Source organism: Paenibacillus chondroitinus NBRC 15376 (assembly GCF_004000765.1).
In the GTDB taxonomy this organism is placed as follows: domain Bacteria; phylum Bacillota; class Bacilli; order Paenibacillales; family NBRC-103111; genus Paenibacillus_E; species Paenibacillus_E chondroitinus.
In genome coordinates this window covers 32,734-51,109 of sequence record NZ_BILW01000017.1, presented here as the reverse complement: position 1 = coordinate 51,109, position 18,376 = coordinate 32,734, and the positions used below count along the sequence as shown (strand labels likewise).

The 18,376-nt window shown below is 51.0% G+C and carries 15 protein-coding genes; 3 read left to right on the top strand and 12 right to left on the bottom strand.

Annotation, left to right across the window (positions count from 1 at the left end; genetic code table 11):
* Positions 1–27 precede the first annotated feature (27 nt).
* Positions 28–1,212 (bottom strand): HupE/UreJ family protein, encoded by a 1,185-nt coding sequence (locus tag PCH02S_RS19375; protein WP_127455595.1) that lies wholly within the window; start codon positions 1,210–1,212, stop codon positions 28–30.
* A 315-nt stretch (positions 1,213–1,527) separates the two neighbouring features.
* Between PCH02S_RS19375 and PCH02S_RS19370 the strand changes: the two genes are divergently transcribed.
* On the top strand, positions 1,528–3,678 hold the full coding sequence (locus tag PCH02S_RS19370; RefSeq protein ID WP_127455594.1) for a helix-turn-helix domain-containing protein: 2,151 nt from the start codon (positions 1,528–1,530) through the stop codon (positions 3,676–3,678).
* Positions 3,679–3,713: 35 nt separating this feature from the next.
* On the opposite strand, the gene PCH02S_RS19365 is transcribed toward PCH02S_RS19370, so the two are convergent.
* Both PCH02S_RS19365 and PCH02S_RS19360 read right to left on the bottom strand, forming a co-directional pair.
* The gene (locus tag PCH02S_RS19365; RefSeq protein ID WP_127455593.1) at positions 3,714–5,105 is read right to left on the bottom strand and encodes an ABC transporter substrate-binding protein; all 1,392 of its coding nucleotides are present in this window, start codon (positions 5,103–5,105) and stop codon (positions 3,714–3,716) included.
* A 92-nt stretch (positions 5,106–5,197) separates the two neighbouring features.
* On the bottom strand, positions 5,198–6,283 hold the full coding sequence (locus tag PCH02S_RS19360; protein WP_127455592.1) for a DUF3048 domain-containing protein: 1,086 nt from the start codon (positions 6,281–6,283) through the stop codon (positions 5,198–5,200).
* 275 nt (positions 6,284–6,558) lie between these two features.
* Between PCH02S_RS19360 and PCH02S_RS19355 the strand changes: the two genes are divergently transcribed.
* Positions 6,559–6,972: a thiol-disulfide oxidoreductase DCC family protein gene (locus tag PCH02S_RS19355; RefSeq protein WP_127455591.1), complete on the top strand. Its 414-nt coding sequence runs from the start codon at positions 6,559–6,561 to the stop codon at positions 6,970–6,972.
* A 20-nt stretch (positions 6,973–6,992) separates the two neighbouring features.
* Here PCH02S_RS19355 and PCH02S_RS19350 read toward each other — a convergent pair whose 3' ends face one another.
* Complete coding sequence (locus PCH02S_RS19350; protein WP_127455590.1) at positions 6,993–7,793, bottom strand: DODA-type extradiol aromatic ring-opening family dioxygenase; 801 nt, start codon at positions 7,791–7,793, stop codon at positions 6,993–6,995.
* 361 nt (positions 7,794–8,154) lie between these two features.
* Positions 8,155–9,000 (bottom strand): N-acetylmuramoyl-L-alanine amidase family protein, encoded by an 846-nt coding sequence (locus tag PCH02S_RS19345; protein ID WP_246069169.1) that lies wholly within the window; start codon positions 8,998–9,000, stop codon positions 8,155–8,157.
* A gap of 92 nt (positions 9,001–9,092) precedes the next feature.
* On the opposite strand from PCH02S_RS19345, the gene PCH02S_RS36730 reads away from it, so the two are divergent.
* Complete coding sequence (locus PCH02S_RS36730) at positions 9,093–9,218, top strand: hypothetical protein (protein ID WP_258567647.1); 126 nt, start codon at positions 9,093–9,095, stop codon at positions 9,216–9,218.
* A gap of 89 nt (positions 9,219–9,307) precedes the next feature.
* Here the strand turns inward: PCH02S_RS36730 and purD are convergent, their stop codons facing one another.
* From purD to purQ, 7 genes are all read right to left on the bottom strand, one after another.
* Positions 9,308–10,567: a phosphoribosylamine--glycine ligase gene (gene purD, locus PCH02S_RS19340; protein ID WP_127455588.1), complete on the bottom strand. Its 1,260-nt coding sequence runs from the start codon at positions 10,565–10,567 to the stop codon at positions 9,308–9,310.
* 70 nt (positions 10,568–10,637) lie between these two features.
* The gene (purH, locus tag PCH02S_RS19335; protein WP_127455587.1) at positions 10,638–12,185 is read right to left on the bottom strand and encodes a bifunctional phosphoribosylaminoimidazolecarboxamide formyltransferase/IMP cyclohydrolase; all 1,548 of its coding nucleotides are present in this window, start codon (positions 12,183–12,185) and stop codon (positions 10,638–10,640) included.
* Positions 12,186–12,226: 41 nt separating this feature from the next.
* Positions 12,227–12,838 carry a phosphoribosylglycinamide formyltransferase gene (gene purN, locus PCH02S_RS19330; RefSeq protein ID WP_127455586.1) on the bottom strand — a complete coding sequence of 204 codons (612 nt, stop codon included), beginning with the start codon at positions 12,836–12,838 and terminating at the stop codon, positions 12,227–12,229.
* On the bottom strand, positions 12,838–13,878 hold the full coding sequence (purM, locus tag PCH02S_RS19325; RefSeq protein WP_127455585.1) for a phosphoribosylformylglycinamidine cyclo-ligase: 1,041 nt from the start codon (positions 13,876–13,878) through the stop codon (positions 12,838–12,840). Before purM ends, purN begins: the two co-directional genes overlap by 1 nt.
* Before the next feature lie 61 nt (positions 13,879–13,939).
* Complete coding sequence (purF, locus tag PCH02S_RS19320; RefSeq protein ID WP_127455584.1) at positions 13,940–15,472, bottom strand: amidophosphoribosyltransferase; 1,533 nt, start codon at positions 15,470–15,472, stop codon at positions 13,940–13,942.
* The gene (purL, locus tag PCH02S_RS19315; RefSeq protein WP_127455583.1) at positions 15,457–17,700 is read right to left on the bottom strand and encodes a phosphoribosylformylglycinamidine synthase subunit PurL; all 2,244 of its coding nucleotides are present in this window, start codon (positions 17,698–17,700) and stop codon (positions 15,457–15,459) included. Before purL ends, purF begins: the two co-directional genes overlap by 16 nt.
* Positions 17,678–18,373, bottom strand: a complete 696-nt coding sequence (gene purQ, locus PCH02S_RS19310) for a phosphoribosylformylglycinamidine synthase subunit PurQ (RefSeq protein WP_127455582.1) — start codon at positions 18,371–18,373, stop codon at positions 17,678–17,680. Before purQ ends, purL begins: the two co-directional genes overlap by 23 nt.
* Between the last annotated feature and the right edge of the window lie 3 nt (positions 18,374–18,376).

Genomic DNA, 18,376 nt, shown 5'->3' with positions numbered 1-18,376 from the left:
GATAACGTCCCCTCATCACAAAAAATTTTATTGACTAATAATGCGCTCAATCAACCAGTAAAGCCCGAACACGCCAATGATCCCCGAAGCGTATTGATTCCATTTCATTTGCAATGGCATACGTCTTATCCACAGAAGCACTGGAATCACAATCGCTACGACGACAAGCTGTCCAATTTCTACCCCCAGGTTGAATGAAAATAAAGGAAGGGCCATATGTCCAGACAACGTTCCTCGCAGCACCTCGGCAAAACCGAATCCGTGCACAAGGCCAAACAACAACGTAACGATTACGCGCGCACTCTCTTTTCGCTTCCATATATTCTCTACGGCAATATACAGAATGCTAAGGGCAATTAAAGGTTCCACGATTTTAGGTGAAAGATAAGCGACCTCTAGAGAAGATAGGACTAGCGTAATGCAGTGACCTATTGTAAAGGCGGTAATCAGTCGCACTATTTTCCAGACCCTTTGCTCAGCGGCTAACAGTAGCCCGAGAACGAAAAGCATGTGATCCAGTCCAGACCAGATATGCTCCATCCCCATGAGGACGTAAGTTTTGAGTGTACTTAGCCAAGAAGTCGCCTCCATATGAACTGCAGGTTTTGCATCGAGGGCTGCAGGTGGTGCCGCTGCTGGCGGATTCCCGACTGCTGCGCCCGGTCCCTGAATCTGGACAATATAGTTCTGGCTGCCAAGTACTTGCTGAATGGTTTGGCCACCGACCTGAATCGTCGCATAGTTACTATGGTTGACATCGACCCCGCTGTACCAGAAGAAATTGTACTGCATCAAATATTGCTTCACAGTGGCAGCGAATTTATATCGGATATCGATACCGATCATATCCATGCTGGCTCGTTTCTCATGTTTGACACCGGTAATAACGGCGTTTCCGATTTTTCCGTCTCCCGTTACAATCAAACCGTCATCGACAAGTTTCGTCAGAACTTCTATAGAGCCCGTCAACTGTTTGTCGCTGATCTTGTCACCGCCATCCGGCTTATCCGGGAATATATGAACGAAGTCGCTCTCCAGGATCGACAGGTGATATTGGATCGTGTCCGCACCTACCTTGATATCGGAATACCCGGTCGAGGAGAAATGGGCCCCCGCCGAACCAGCTAAGGTCATGCCTATGATTACCGCCAATGCAATAGCAAAAAAGCTCTTATAGATGTTGGTCACGGTTCTACCACGCATGTGTTTCATTTCGTTCCTATCCCCTCATTCATCTTCATCAACTGATCTTGCTCATTCGAACCTTAAACCGCCTCTCCTTCCCATGAGTCTCGCTTGTTACTTGCCCATCATATCCGTGGAGCCGCTGCCTTGCCTATACACATGATTTTCGATCTTTGTCGATTGTTTCGATTGGTTTTTTAAGCTTTTATGAACGCCCCATCCGTAAAAAATGCAAAGTTTCCAAAAAAAATCCCATACCCTTACCGAGGATAATCGTCTACAATTAAGTGTATATAACTCGCCGGAAGTCATCAGCGTAACGATTAAAGGGGCCTGCGATTTATGACTATTTTCTCCATCAATAAATCATTGTTTCGACATGTTTTAACCAGCTTCATCATCCTGATTCTGATCTTCTCCTCTTTCAGCCTGCTTATCTATTGGATGCTAAAAAGCCACCTTCGCAGCGAAATGATCGAACAGAATCACCTCACTTTGCAGAAAGTGGCGGAGCGTTATCAGTTTCAATTGGATAAAATCAGAGAAGCCCTTTTCAAACAATACACGGATAAAGATGTCATTACCCTTAATAATCAAGTAATTCTTAAGAAAGATGCCGAGACGTTAACCACTCGTCCCATTGTCCTGGATATCCAAAGTATCGTGGGTGTTTCAGAGCTTTATCTGGATAATATGATCCTGCTGTTTCGTTCAGCGAATCTTGCCGTTAATAAATTTGGTCCGGGAACAAATGAAGAATTGTTTACAGGACTGTATGCCAGCAAGCTGTACCCTGTTTCTTATTGGCAGTCACAGTTTCAGCGTTCAGAGAATTTCGTGCTTCATCCGGCTGCTGACTTTGGCGCTACACAAGCTGATCCAACGTTCAAAACCATGATTCCTTATTCCATCAAGCCTTCATTGGCCGATAATATGTTGATCGCCATGATTGACGCAGACCGTTTGCGGGACGCGATGCTCAAGGAGAATCCCAATCTGGATTTAACCATCGTAGGACCGGGACAAGAGCTCATCTATCAGACCAATCGTGGTGGAACCAAGCTGCCTGAGTCGTTATTGTCTTCCCCACCCACTGAACGACCGTATCTACTGGAAAAAGGGATTTATTATGTCGATTATCAAAATGAAGACAACCTGCATTTCATCATGCGGGTTACCAATCCAGATTTCGCAGGCAAAATCTTTCGTTTGGATAATCTGATGATCATCCTGCTGGGTATCTCGATCTTCATCGCTTTCGTAGTTTCGATTTTTTTCAGCAAAAGGATTAATCATCCTGTTCGTCAGCTGCTGAAGGAAAAAGGCCAAATTCAACAGGAACTAAAAGAGCAGCAGTCCGAGCTGACCAACTACCACTTCATCAATAAGTTGAAAAATATCAATCTGGAATCAGGCGAATGGCCGCACATTCAAGGTACTGAAGAAACCTACACTATCGTTCTGTACGAACTTCGCTATCGAGCAGCAGCTTTTGTAGATGTCCCGATGAGCAAGGAGCAGATCTCCCAGTCGATCGGTGCGCAGCTCAAACAGTTTGCGGATGAAACCATTCCTGGGTCCCATACTTTTCAGATTGAGCATCATCAGTTTCTATCTGTTTTTCCCGGTAATGAAAGAGATCGTATCATCGCCATGCTGGAGCAGCTGAAGCAGGTTCTGGATCAAGATAAGCGCTACTGTTTAGTAACGGCGGCCGTAAGCTCTGCTTTCGAACATTCGATCCAGTTTGGCTATGCCTACCGCCAAGTCAATGAAATGGCCATGCAAGCCAGGCTGCTGAATGAAACGCAAACGATCACCGAGTTCCGCTCGGACCGCTCTACGTATGTCTTAACGCTTTCGCAGGAGCAGGATCTAACCGCCGTACTAAAAGCTGGCAAAGAGCAGGAAACACTGGAGCTCTTCCTCCCTTGGTTACAAGAACTTGAACACAAAGAAGCCTCAGTAGATGTGTTTAGGCATATGACACTTGCTGTGACGGACAAGGCCAAGATGGTGCTGGAGCATTACAAAGTCCATGGGGAAGCCTTATGGCAGCTTAAACCCCTTCTGCTTCAGCTGGACGAATGCTGCACACTCGAGGAATATGAAATCACCTTCCAGGCTTATTTCCGTGCCGTTACTCAGATTATCCGTGAGAAAAAAGAAGCCAACGACCCCATCATTGACCGTGTTCTGCGCGTGATTCATGAGCAATTCGCAGAGGATCTCTCGCTCGATGTGCTGGCCGATCAACTGAATTTAAGCACCTCCTATCTCTCGACGTATATCAAAGAGAAGACGGGTGCCAACTTCATGGAACATCTGCATGACCGAAGAGTAAGCAATGCGAAGGAATTGCTGCACTCGACCGATTTGAACATTCAAGAGATCAGTATTCAAGTGGGTTATCGCAACATCTCTTCGTTTAACCGGATGTTCAAAAACCGCACAGGCTCATCCCCAGGCGAATACCGCAAGACAAAGCTATAAAAAAAAGCATCCCGAATCGGGGTGCTTTTTTAGGTTTATTGTAATGCCTGATTATACGCTGCAATTTTGGCGTTAATTTCGGCTGCTGCCGCATCAAGTGCGGCCTGCGGAGATTGCTGTCCGCTGAGCGCCTGATTGACGGCTTCCTCCGTAAGCTTTCTTGCGTCGGGGTATACGCCAAGAACGCCGCCTAGCGTCGCTTTATTTAATTTGGAAGCATGATGTTGTTCGATCGCTGTCTTGAACTGCGGATATTTCTTCATGTTTTCCTGCACAATCGGAAGCTCATACGTTTTTTTCGTGATTGGAAAATAGCCCGTGTTAACGTGAAAAATGGCTTGCTGTTCAGGCTCTGACAAAAACTTCATGAACGTCCAAGCAGCCTGCTGCTCCTCTTCGGACTTGCTGTTCAGGATCCAGTTGCTGCCGCCTCCAACTCCTACACCGCCACTCGCCGTCTCAGCTGGTTTCGGAAAGAAGCCAGTTCCCACTTCGAACTTGCCTTCAACCGAATCCAAGATATCACGCAATGCGGCCGTTGTATCGAAAATCATCGCAACCTTGCCTTCGGCGAATGCTTTCTTGGAGGTATCCCCTTTACCCGCCGAATAGATCGCTAAATTGTTGTCCACAAGCTCCTTCCACCAAGCAAGCGCCTTAACGCCCTCAGCGCCGTTCAGCTGCCAAGCGGTAGCTAGTCCATCGCGACCATTCCCGTTATTTACCCACTCTGCGCCTTGATTGGCGACAAACTGCTCCATATACCAGCTATGTGTGCCAAAATAAGCGCCCGTTACGCCGCCTTTTGTCAGCTTCGTTGCTGCTTTCTTAACGTCTTCATACAACACGGGAGGTTGATCAGGATTCATTCCTGCTGCCGTGAACAAATCTTTGTTGTAATATAAAATTGGATTGGATGCATTAAAAGGCATCGAAAATAGCTTATTATCCACTGTGTAATAATTAATAATAGCTTCATCCATTTGAGACGTGTCATACTTCTCCCGATCGATAAACGTCTGGATCGGCGTAATGGCTTTCGAATCAATCATAAACCGGGTTCCAATGTCATACACCTGTGCCATGGTAGGTGCAATTGTTGTACCGATGGACGCTTTCAACTTGGTCAGGCTATCATAATAAGAGCCCTGATAGACGGCTTCTACTTTCATATCTTTATGCAATGCATTGAACGCAGATACGAGCTTGTCCACCACTTTGCCGTTCTCGCCGCTCATCGCGTGCCACCAGACGATTTTCGTAACCCCAACGTTCGACTCCGAGACGGCTTCTGCAGCCCCCGCCTTCGTTCCTCTGACACCGCTTTGGTTCCCCCAGATTGTATAGCTAATTCCAAAAATGCCAAACAGCAGCAAAATAAACATCGTATAAATGGGTACTGAAACTTTACGTTGAAATTTATTCATGATATTCCCCCCCATGACTTTAAATCATAGGGGATCAATGTATGAACACGATTATTGGAGTGTTAAGAGATTGTTAAATCTGCATGCTGCGCCTACTCCATCTTAAGTGCGGTTCCCTCGGGCACGATCTGCACCCACGTATTGCCAGGCAGCAGCGGCACTTCTTTGCCATCTTCCGCGTAGGCGCGCAGCATCCCGTTTTTGCGTTCCCATGTAATCTGCTGGGTTTTGCCTTCTTGCAGGATCACACCTTTGTTAGGGCCGAACACGTCGACCTCGCGGCGCCCTTCTTTGTCTACGATTTTGTGCTTGCTCTCGAGCACGAGCAGATTTTTGGCTTGCAGCTGCTTGCCGGTCTCCTTGTCGAGATGCGGCTTGCCCTCCATGCTGCGCATGTACACGCCTTCCGTTGGATTGTATTCATAGGAAACGAAATACCCTTGGAGATAAGGAATAAGAATATAATGCGCGGCAGCGCCCGTTAGTTTACTTTGACCATCATCCTTGGCAAAAGTAAGCAGCGGTCCATTCCACTCCGAGCGGAATTTGCGCGCTTCCGCGCCCTTCTTCATTTTATCCACAGAGGTATAGAGATTGTGAGGAGCCTTACGGTCCGTCGAGCGCCAGTAATAGGCGCCATCGCCGTAGACCTCATCGAGATGAGCCAGCTTGCGGCCCGCCATCATGTCCATCGCTTCCTGGCTCCAACCGGCATGAACGATAACGGCATCGAGCGCGTCGCCGATCTCTACAAAATAAGGCCGGATGCTGCGCACCGGACCGATCGTTGTGGCCTCGTGGCTTTGGAACACGGAGACAAATCTAGTAATCTCACCTTCTGCGAGAATTTCGTAGACGATGTCGGCCTGATCAAGGCCGGTTTGCGGCCTGGCTTGCGGAGCATTTTCAACCATGACCATGAAAGGACGGCTCTTCACTTCTTTCGCCGAAGGAAGACCAGTCAGCGGGAATTTGTAGGGCAGCTCCGTTTCAACGGCTGTGGTTGCAGGCTTCGTGGCTGGTGTTGAAGCTGATGGCGTTACTGCTGCGGTATCCGGCGTCGTTGTTGGCAGAGAAACCGGCGTATCGCCGCAGCCGACAAGGGTTATGACCGAGCAGCCGAGGACGAGCCAGGCGCTGAGCGTTTTTTTGCGGCGGGATAGGGACAATGATTTCATCAATAGGTACCTCTTCTCTTCATCTATTGTTCTATGAAAATGTATATGCTAGGCAAGAGAGAAATAGAAGACTTTTTGGGTAGGGGGGCATTGTATTGGAGAACTAATCACAAACTTCATGTTTCATGCGTTGGAGGAATTCATCAGGCATCTACTTCCATACCCTTCTTACTTTACATGTTGGAGGAATTCAAGCTGATTAGGTATAGTAGAGGTAAACATCTTGTAAAAAGTACAGTAAATTTCGGAGGACACTCCCAAAGGAGGCGTTGCCCATGACCAAGCCAACTGATGACAAGGCCGTCATTCTATTCGACGGCGTCTGTAATTTGTGCAGCGGAGCTGTGCAGTTCATCCTGCGGAACGACCCGAAGGGCCATTTCCGCTTCGCGTCCTTGCAGTCGGCTGCAGGGCAAATGCTGCTTGAGCAGCATCGGCTGCCCACGGACAATATCAGCACGATTGTGCTGATCGAGAACGGGCGCGCCTACACCCGCTCGACGGCGGCGCTGCGCATTGCCCGGCGGCTGCGCGGCGCTTACCCGCTGGCGTATGCCGCCATCATCATTCCGCCTCCGCTGCGGAATCTCGGCTATGCCTTCATCGCAAGCAATCGCTATCGCTGGTTCGGCAAGGCTGAGCACTGCATGCTGCCGAAGCCTGAGTTCAAGCAGCGCTTCCTCGAGTAGCGCCGCAGGACAGCACGCGCTTAATCCAGGAAGCGCTCAGGCTTTTTCAAGCCGCCGAACATCCAGCAGCACAGGCTGAGCGTGCCCATCTGGAAGCTGTGATGCAGCAGCTTCGCCCGACGTCCGCCGTCTGCCGCACCTAGTGCGAGCAGCAAAGGCGCAAAATGCTGCGGCGTCGGCACCGCCGCAGCCGCATGGGGCGCTCTTTCGTCGTACCTCACGAGCGCCTCAAGATTCCACGTTTCGAGCTGCTCCGCCAGCCACTCATCGAATTCCACCGCCCACAGCTGGGGCACCGGATTATTCCGGTCTAACCGCTGCAAATTGTGCACAGTGCCGCCGCTTCCGAGGATGAGGACATCCTCCTCCCGCAATGAGCCGAGCGCCGCACCGATGCGGTAATGCTCTTCCGGCGTCAGTCTCGGATTCACCGAAAGCGCCACTACGGGAATCAGCGCATCTGGGTACATCAGGTGCAGGGGAGCCCATACCCCATGATCCAATCCTCGCTCATCATCCAGCTCACAGCGGATGCCTTCCTCTTGAAGCAGCTGCTGAATATGCAAGCTCAGCGTCAAATCGCCTCTAGCTGGGTATTTAATGCTATAAACCTTATCTGATGCTCCCGAAACATCATACATCGTCTCCGGATGAATCGCTGAGCTAATCGCCTGCACAGGACTCTCCCAATACGCACTGAATACAACAATCGCTTTGGGCCGCGGTATGCTCTTCGCCAGTTTGTGTAGAAACTCGGTGTAAGCATGCTGCTCAATAGCCAAGTTCGGTGTTCCATGTGCGATAAAAAAGGCTGGCAGCATGACGAATCACCCTTTCATCCGGATTGGAAACATTTTACCAATATTCTACAGTATTCTCCAGTGTTACGAAATAAAACCCGCGGATTGTCAGCCGTAAGATCTGTTTTGTTGAGTGCCCGTTGGATGAAATCCAATGAAGGGGCACATTTGAGGCTTTCCTCTTACATGACATTGGACAAATTCCAATGATGCCTAGAAAAATCGGCTTTTAGAGCCAAAAAAAGACCACTCCGTTGGATTTCGTCCAATGAAATAGGGATTTAAGCAGCTAAATCCGTCTTTCTGTTGGATTTTGTCCAACGGGATGGGTGGGAAGCCTTGTACAGGTGGCTTCGGAGGCTGTAGCCTGCGTGCTGATGGGCTAGCTGCCAGCATTCAAAAACCGCTCAATCCCGTCAGCAATCCCAGTGGCGAGCTTTTGCTGGTGCTCCGCTTCTGACAGCCTTTCATCTTCTTCAGGGTTGGTCATGAAACCGAGCTCAACCAGCACAACTGGTACCTTGGACCAGTTAAAACCGGACAGGTCGCTGCGCGCCGACAGCCCTCTGCCGGCTGTCCCTGTCGCCGCCTTTAACTGCTCGGCAATGAAACCGGCAGCTTGACGGCTTTCTGCTGCAATGGGCTTCAGCGCCGCCGAAGCAGCCGATGGATACAAAACCGAAAATCCGCTCGTTTTCGGCGAACTATCCCCATCTGCATGAATGCGCACGGCCAGCACTGCGCCGGCCTCATTCGCCATCTCCGCGCGCTGCTTGTTAGAGATATCGACCTCGTGCGATTCGCGGGTCATCGCCACTTCGATGCCGCGCTTTACCAGCTCGGCCTTAACCAACTGAGAAACCTCCAGGTTCAGCACATACTCCGGTTTCTTCGTACGAACGCCGACGGTGCCGGAGCTGACCTTAGGTTTCACTTCTCGCGTATCCGGGCCTACGGCCTCGGGCTCGTTGTTGCCATGACGCTGATGGCCCGGGTCCAGCATCACCAGCTTGCGCGCCGCAGGCAGCGCTTCCACTGGCGCTGCCTGTGGTTCTGCCGCTTGCACCGCAGGCACTGGCACCAACTCTCTCTCCTGTACCACTGACACCGGCGTAGGCTCTTGTACCGCCGCCGTCATCTCAGGTTCCTGCGGCACGCCGCCACAACCAACCACCAAGACAAACACACCCATGACGACCAGCTGAATCGCCTTTTTACCCACCATCATCACACTGCTCTCTCCTATCTGTTATCTAACCATGCATGAAACGCAAAGCGGCAGCCAAAACTAGTCGAAAGGCATCCCAAGGAGGCAATCGCATGAACACCCTCTGGAACTTTATCGTAGATCACTGGATATCGCTCGCGCTCATCGTCGGCGTGCTCCTCGCCATCTGGTACGAATACAAAAACAAAGACAAATATATCCGCGGCGGGAAAGATTAAGTAGCCATTTGTCCTGCCCCTTGCCCCTCCCTACTAAAAACAAAAACACAGCCCTTTCCCGCAAGAAAGACACTGTGTTTTTCATTATCCTATTTCAAAGCTTTCATCGCAATATCCGTCCGGTAATGCTTCCCGTCAAAATGGATCCGGTCCGCATCCGCGTAAGCTTTCTGACGAGCTTCGACGATGTCTTTACCGATGCCTGTGATGCCCAGAACGCGTCCGCCGTTGGTCACGATTTGCCCGTTCTCCAATGCCGTTCCTGCGTGGAACACCAAGGAATCTTGCACATTTTCCAGTCCCGTAATCGGCAATCCTTTCGGATATGGCCCTGGGTAACCGCCGGAAGCCACGATCACACAAACCGCTGCGTCCTCGCTCCACTCGATCGGCTGCTCAGCCAACGTTCCGTTGTTGATGGCAAGGAAAATATCCAGCAGATCTGTTTTGAGTCGAGGTAAAATAACCTGCGTCTCCGGATCGCCGAAACGCGCGTTGAACTCGATTGTTTTCACACCGTTCGAAGTTAAAATCAAACCCGCATAGAGCACGCCTTTGAACGGTCGGCCCTCTTTCACCATCGCATCAGCCGTAGGCTGAACGATGTTCACAAGCGCTTCCTGCACGATGGACTCCGGGATATGCGGCAGCGGTGAGTACGTGCCCATTCCACCCGTATTCGGCCCTTTGTCGTTATCGAAGACCGGCTTATGATCCTGTGAAGGCACCATCAGACGAACCGTAGAGCCGTCAACGAATGCAAGCAGCGACATCTCTTGTCCCGTCAAGAACTCCTCAATCACGACGCTCGCTCCGGATTTACCGAATACTTGATCCACCATAATATCGCGAAGCGCCGCTTCCGCTTCTTCCATCGTTTGCGCAACCGTTACGCCCTTACCGGCAGCCAGTCCATCAGCTTTGATTACGATTGGCGCTTTTTGCGAACGCAAGTAAGCCAGTGCTGGTTCGTACGCGTCAAAAGTTTCATAAGCCGCCGTAGGAATGTTGTATTTTTTCAGGAGCTCCTTCATAAATACTTTGCTTCCTTCGATAATCGCAGCATTTGCGCGAGGACCGAACGCCTCGATCCCTTTGGACTCCAAATGGTCCACAAGGCCTGCAGCTAACGGATCGTCAGGAGCTACCATTACCAGATCAATCGCTTGCTCTTTCGCAAATGTGCTGATCTCTTCGAACTGCAGTTCCGAAATCGGCACACATTCCGCCAATCCGGCAATACCGCCGTTCCCCGGTGCGCAGAAAAGCTTGCTGATTTTCGGGCTTTTGCTCAGCGCCCATACAATGGCATGCTCGCGCCCGCCTCGTCCAATTACTAATACACGCATCTATGTCACCAGTCCCTTTCATGGGGAATGCTCACGGTCCGCATTCGAATCGTGAGCATTCTCAGTTGTTTTAGTGTTTGAAGTGACGAACGCCCGTCATAACCATCGCGATTCCGTTCTCGTTCGCTACGCGAATGGACTCTTCGTCTTTGATCGATCCACCCGGTTGGATAACCGCTGTGATGCCTGCTTTCGCAGCCATTTCAAGCGTGTCGCCCATCGGGAAGAAAGCATCGGAGGAAAGAACAGCCCCTTTCGACTTGTCCCCAGCTTGCTCAATGGCAATTTTAGCCGCACCGACACGGTTCATTTGCCCCGCGCCAACACCAACCGTCATGTCGTCAGCGACAAGTACGATGGCGTTAGATTTAACGTGCTTAACTACTTTCCATGCAAAAAGCAGCTGCTTCATTTCTTCTTCTGTCGGCTGACGCTCGGAAACAACCTTCAGATCCGCTTCCGTCAGTTGGTAAGCATCGCTGTCTTGTACGAGCATGCCGCCTTCAACGGTTGTAACAACTGGCTCTGCCTTGCGGCCAGCAACGGTATCTAAGCCGACTACTTTGAGCAGACGGATATTTTTCTTTTTAGAAAGGATATCAAGTGCTTCTGGTGTAAAATCCGGCGCAATGACGATTTCAAGGAAAATCTCATGCAGCAATTGCGCAGTTGCTTCGTCAACCGTACGGTTCGCAGCTACGATACCACCGAAGATGGACGTAGGGTCAGCGGCGTACGCTTTTTGGTAAGCTTCCAGCACGTTCGTACCGATACCTACACCGCAAGGATTCATGTGCTTAACTGCAACAACGGCAGGCTCGCTGAATTCCTTAACGATTTGAAGCGCCGTATTGGCATCATTGATGTTATTGTAAGAAAGCTCTTTGCCGTGAAGCTGTTCAGCCGTCGTAATGTTGCCGGCCGCCGCATTAGGCTTGCGATAAAACGCAGCGCTTTGATGCGGGTTCTCTCCATAGCGAAGCTCTTGCATTTTCTCGTAAGTAACTGTGTAACGCTCTGGGTAAGGCTCGCCCATTTGTTTGGACAAGTAATCAGCAATCAAAGCATCGTAAGAGCCTGTGTGACGGAATACTTTGGCCGCAAGACGTTTGCGCGTTTCAAGCGTTGTATCGCCAGTCTCTTGGACCTCTTCAAGCACTTTGGCATAGTCCGCTGCATCGACAACAACAGATACGAACGCATGGTTCTTTGCCGCTGAACGAAGCATGGTCGGACCACCGATATCGATGTTCTCGATAGCGTCTTCGTAAGAGACATTCGGCTTCGCAATCGTCTCTGCAAAAGGATACAAATTCACGACAACCAGATCAATATAATCCAGGCCCAGCTTCTTCATGCTCGCTTGGTGCTCTTCGTTGTCACGAACTGCCAACAGACCGCTGTGAACAGCCGGATGCAGCGTTTTGACGCGGCCATCCATGATCTCAGGGAAGCCTGTAACCTCGGAAATCCCGATAACCGGAACCCCTTTATCCTTCAACAAACTTTGCGTACCGCCAGTAGAAATAATCTCAACGCCCAGCTTCGCCAATTCGCTCGCGAACTCAACGATCCCCGTTTTATCGGACACGCTGATCAGTGCTCTTTTGATTGCCACGGTTCTTCCTCCCAGAAAAGTAATTTATATATATATAAAACCTACAGCCGAATGCCCACCCTGCGGCCATCCATGCTCACGCGGCCCTCGCGGAGCCATCGAATGACCTGCGGCAGCAGCACATGCTCAGCCGCATGAATCCGCTCTGCGAGCGATTCCGCCGTCTCGTGCTCGTGGATCTCCACCGCACGCTGCGCGATGATCGGGCCGGAGTCCAGCCCGCCGTCCACGAAGTGCACGGTGACGCCCGTTTGCTTCACGCCGTACTCAACGGCTTGCTCAATCGCGCGCACGCCCGGAAAGGACGGCAGCAGCGATGGATGGATATTAATCATCCGGCCGAAAAACGGCTCAACCAGCACATTCGTAATAATACGCATGTAGCCTGCCATCACGACCAGATCAACCTGACGGTCTTGCAGCTCCTTCAAAATAAGGGCCTCATAAGCCTCGCGATTTGCATATTCCTTGGGACGGAACGCGAACACAGGCACTTTCGCTTCCTGGGCACGTTCCACCACATAAGCTTGCGGACGGTCACAGACAAGAAGCTCGATGCTGACATCAAGCTTCCCCTTCTGTACCTGATCCACGATCGCTTGGAAATTCGAGCCGCTGCCCGAAGCAAAGATCGCTATTCGATAAGGCTGCATTACACCTCAGCTCCTTGGAACGTTACGACACGCTCGCCTTCAGTAACAACGCCCAAACGGTAAACTTTCTCGCCTTGCGCTTCCGCTGCGGCAATCGCTTTCTCCGCATCATCCGCATTCACGATGATCACCATACCGATCCCCATGTTGAACGTGCGGAACATATCGTTGTTCGAAATGCCCCCCTCACGCTGCATCAAAGAGAAGATCGGCAGAATCGGCCATGAGCCGTATTGGATGTCCACGTTCACGCCGTCAGGCAGAACGCGTGGAATATTTTCGATAAAGCCGCCGCCTGTAATATGCGCCATGCCTTTGATCGCTACGTCCTCAAGCATCGCCAGAATCGGCTTCACATACAGCTTAGTAGGCTCTAGCAGCACGTTGCCAAGCTTATCGCCCAGTTCGTCCACATGCCCTTGAAGCGTGTACCCTTTCTCTTCCAGCAAAAGCCTGCGCACAAGAGAGAACCCGTTGCTGTGCACACCGCTTGAAGCCAGACCTAACACTACGTCTCCAGGACGGATTGTCGTACCGTCGATGATCTTTTTCTTGTCGACGATTCCAACCGTAAAGCCGGCAATGTCATACTCCCCTTGTGCATACATGCCAGGCATTTCCGCCGTTTCGCCACCGATGAGTGAGCAGCCAGACTGCGCACAACCGTCAGCGATCCCTTTGATAATAGCTTCGATTTTCTCTGGAACTACTTTGTCACAAGCGAGATAGTCCAGGAAGAAGAGCGGCTCAGCGCCTTGAACAATAATATCGTTCACGCACATAGCCACCGCGTCGATCCCGATCGTATCATGCTTATCCATTGCAAAAGCAATCTTCAGCTTCGTGCCCACGCCGTCCGTTCCAGATACAAGCACAGGCTCCTCATACTTGTCTTTGTTCAAGCTGAACAGCCCGCCGAAGCCGCCGAGGTCCGTTAACACTTCAGGACGGAAAGTCCGTTTGACGTGTTTTTTCATCCGTTCTACTGCTTCGTTACCTGCCGCGATATCGACTCCGGCCTTTTTGTAAGCATCCGACACTTCGCAACCACTCCTTATATTTGTCTATATATAGTGGGAGGCCCGAAGCCTCCCCTATCCTTTAATCGCAAGCACAACCAACCTTCGTTACATCCACAATCTCCGTTGGGTACGTATTATCGAAGCAAGCTGTACAGTACCCGCTCTGGGAACCGGCCGATCCTTGACCAATGGAATCGAGCAGCCCTTCTTTGGTTAGAAAATGCAGGGAATCCGCGTTGATCGCCTTACGAATTTCCTCGATGGAGTTCATAGCAGCAATCAGCTCTTTCCGATCCGGTGTATCAATGCCGTAGTAGCATGGATTCATGAAAGGCGGCGAAGAAATCCGCACGTGCACTTCTGTAGCTCCAGCTTCTCTAAGCAAATTAACAATGCGAAGGGACGTTGTGCCACGAACGATGGAATCATCGATCATCACGACACGTTTGCCTTCAACTACTTTGCGAACCGCGCTCAGCTTCATTTTGACACCTTGTTCACGAAGCTCCTGGCTTGGAATGATGAACGTCCGGCCTGTGTAGCGGTTCTTGATCAGCCCCAGCTCATAAGGGATACCCGTTTGTTCAGCAAAACCAATTGCCGCCGAGATACTGGAATCCGGCACGCCAGTTACTACATCCGCATCAACGAAAGCTTCCATCGCCAGCCTTTTCCCCATCCGCTTACGCGCGGAGTGAATGTTCACCGTATCGATGTCGCTGTCCGGACGAGCAAAGTAGATATATTCCATCGCACAAATCGCGCGTCGGCCGCTCTCCGTGAACTGCTCGGAACGGAAACCGTCGCGATCGAGCACGATGAGTTCGCCTGGCTGAACATCGCGGAAATACGTAGCTCCCACCGCATCGAAAGCGCAGGACTCGGAAGCGAACAAGTAGGAATCGCCGAGACGGCCGATCATGAATGGACGCAAGCCGTTCGGATCAAGCGCAGCAATCAATTTATCCTTGGTGATAATCAAGAAGGCAAATCCGCCAATCACTTGCGTCAAAGCGTCTTTGACCGCATCCACGATATCGTCATGCTCCGAACGGGCAATCAGATGCGCCAGAACTTCCGTATCGCTTGTTGTTTGGAAAATCGAACCCTTACGCTCAAGCTCGCGTTTGATAATGTTCGCGTTATCCAAGTTACCGTTCGTCGCAATCGCAAGATCGCCTTCACGATATTTGAAAACTAACGGCTGTGCATTCGCCAGCTTGCTTTCGCCTGCAGTCGAATACCGCACGTGTGCAATCGCTGTGGAACCTGTCAGAGGTGACAAATTCTCGTTCGTAAATACCTCTTTCGCAAGCCCCATACCGCGATAGTAGTTAAACTTGCCGTCTTCTACCGTACAAATACCAGCGCTTTCCTGTCCACGGTGCTGCAAAGCATGAAGGCCATAGTAGCATAGAGAAGAGGCTTCGGAATGACCATACACGCCGAAAACGCCGCATTCTTCATTGAGCTTATCAAACAATCCGCCATGGCCGCCTACACCTTCGTTGAAGTACTCCCCTGTCCAAAGCTCGTGCTGCTGATCCCCCAGATGAACCAGGGGAGCCGCAGGCAGCTTTAGGGCCTTGGATTGTTTTATGCCATTAGACATGGAATCGCATCCTTCCAGACTTTCGCCAGCTCGTTTACCGGAGACTGGAGACGCTGTTCGTTGTTGATTTTAACCGTTAGTTCTGTACCTGTAACCGTTCCGATTTCTTGATAAGGAACGCCTTGCGAAGCTACCCAATGCTTAAGGGCATCCGCTTTGTCAGGGGAAGCACTTAGCAAAATACGGGATTGCGATTCGCTGAACAATGCGAAATCAGGACGAAGCTCGGAAGCTACGTTAACCTCAGCACCTAGACGGCCGCTGATGCAGCTCTCTGCCAAAGCAACGGCCAAGCCGCCTTCGGACAAGTCATGCGCAGAAGCGACAAGACCTTCTTGGATCGCTTTAAGCACTGTGTTTTGAAGGCGTTTCTCCACCGCCAGATCAAGCACTGGTGGACGGCCTTCGGTTACGCCGTGAATCACATATTGGAATTCGCTGCCGCCGAGTTCCGCTTTCGTCTCGCCGAGCAGGATGATGATGTCGCCTTCTTTTTTGAAGCTTTGCGTCGTGATGTGGTCGATGTCATGCACCAAACCGACCATCCCGATAACCGGAGTCGGGTAGATTGCGCCTTTGGCGTTCTCATTGTAAAGAGAAACGTTACCGCCGATAACCGGCGTATCCAAGAAGCGGCAAGCTTCCGCCATACCGTCAGTGGATTTCTCCAACTGCCAGAAGATTTCAGGCTTGTCAGGGCTGCCGAAGTTCAGGTTGTCCGTAACAGCCAAAGGCTCAGCGCCGGAGCAAACAACGTTACGCGCTGCTTCGGATACCGCGATCCGTCCGCCAACTTCCGGATCCAAGTACACATAACGTCCGTTGCAGTCGGTTGTCATCGCAAGACCTTTGCGCGTGCCGCGAATGGTCACAACCGCTGCATCCGATCCCGGACGCACAGCTGTATCCGTACGAACCATGTGGTCATACTGGTTGTAAACCCACTCTTTGCTCGCTACCGTCGGGGACGCGAGCACCGATTTCAGCGCATCCGTCAGCTTCGTTACCTCTGGGTAACGCGTCGTGTCGATCGCTGCGCTTGCTTCATAATAAGCCGGAACCTTGCTCGGCTTATTGTAAACCGGGCACTCGTCGACGAGTGCGCCTACTGGCATGTTCCCCACGACTTCACCGTGGTGGATCAGCTTCAGGTAACCGTCGTCGGTTACCTTACCGACTTTCGCGCAGTGCAGACCCCAGCGCTCGAAAATCCCTTTCGCTTGCGCCTCATGCTTCGGCTCAACAACGAACAGCATGCGCTCTTGCGACTCGGACAGCATCATTTCATAAGCTGTCATGCCTTCTTCGCGTTGCGGAACTTCATCCAGGTAAAGCTCCATGCCGTTGCCGGCTTTACTTGCCATCTCAGCGCTGGAGCAGGTAAGGCCTGCAGCGCCCATATCTTGAATTCCGAGCACGATGCCGGAATTGATTAACTCCAAGCACGCTTCCAGCACGAGCTTTTCCATGAACGGATCGCCCACTTGTACCGCCGGGCGTTTCGCTTCGGACTCAGCCGTCAATTCCTCGGAGGCGAATGTCGCACCGTGGATACCGTCGCGGCCTGTTGCCGGACCGACGTAGAATACAGGGTTGCCTACACCTTTGGCAACACCGCGTTGGATTTTGTCGTGGTCGATAAGACCCACGCACATCGCGTTAACGAGCGGATTACCTTCGTAGCTCTCGTCGAACATCACTTCGCCGCCGACTGTCGGAATCCCGATACAGTTACCGTAACCTGCGATACCGGATACAACGTGCTCGAACAGGTATTTCACGCGGTCATTTTGCAGCTTGCCGAAACGCAAAGAGTTCAATAAAGCCACCGGGCGTGCGCCCATGGAGAAAATATCACGAATAATACCGCCCACGCCTGTTGCCGCGCCTTGGTAAGGCTCGATTGCGGAAGGGTGGTTATGACTTTCAATTTTGAAAACAACCGCCTGGTTGTCGCCGATATCTACGATCCCTGCGCCTTCGCCAGGTCCCATCAGAACGCGTGGTCCTGTAACCGGGAATTTACGAAGAACAGGTTTGGAGTTTTTATAAGAACAATGCTCGGACCACATTACGCTAAATACGCCGATCTCCACATAGTTAGGATTACGTCCAAGGAAGCCGCAAATTTTGGCAAACTCTTCGTCCGTTACGCCCATTTGCTTGTAAATTTTCTGTTCCGCGATTTGTTCGGCTGTTGGTTCCTTAGCGGATAGCTGCTGCGTCATGTTTTTCCCTCCAAGCACTTAGAATAGATGTGAACATTTTCTTGCCGTCTGCGGAGCCCAGAATCTCATGAATGGCGCGCTCCGGATGGGGCATCATACCTACAACATTGCCCGCTTTGTTGCTAATTCCGGCAATATCGTCAAGGGATCCGTTCGGGTTAGCTCCTGCTTCATAACGGAAAACGATTTGATTGTTTTCTTGCAGTTCTTTCAGTGTAGCATCGTCACAATAGTAGTTGCCTTCGCCGTGTGCGATCGGAATATTGATAAGCTCACCTTCGGCGTAATCACGCGTGAAGGCCGTTGTGTTGTTTTCCACTTTCAAAACCGCTTGGTGGCAGCGGAATTTCATGCCGTTATTGCGCAGCAAAGCGCCTGGCAGCAATTTAGCTTCCGTCAAGACTTGGAATCCGTTACAAATACCTAGAATGTATTTGCCTTCTTCCGCAGCTTTAGCCACAGCTTTCATCACATTCGTAAATTGCGCGATCGCTCCGCAGCGCAGGTAGTCCCCATAAGAGAATCCGCCCGGCACGAGGATGCAATCGTATTTGGACAAATCGTCCGCCGTATGCCACACATAATCAACCGGTTGTCCAATCGTGTCCTCAACTGCTTTGTAGCAGTCGATGTCACAGTTCGATCCCGGAAATACAAGAACCGCAAAATTCATGAC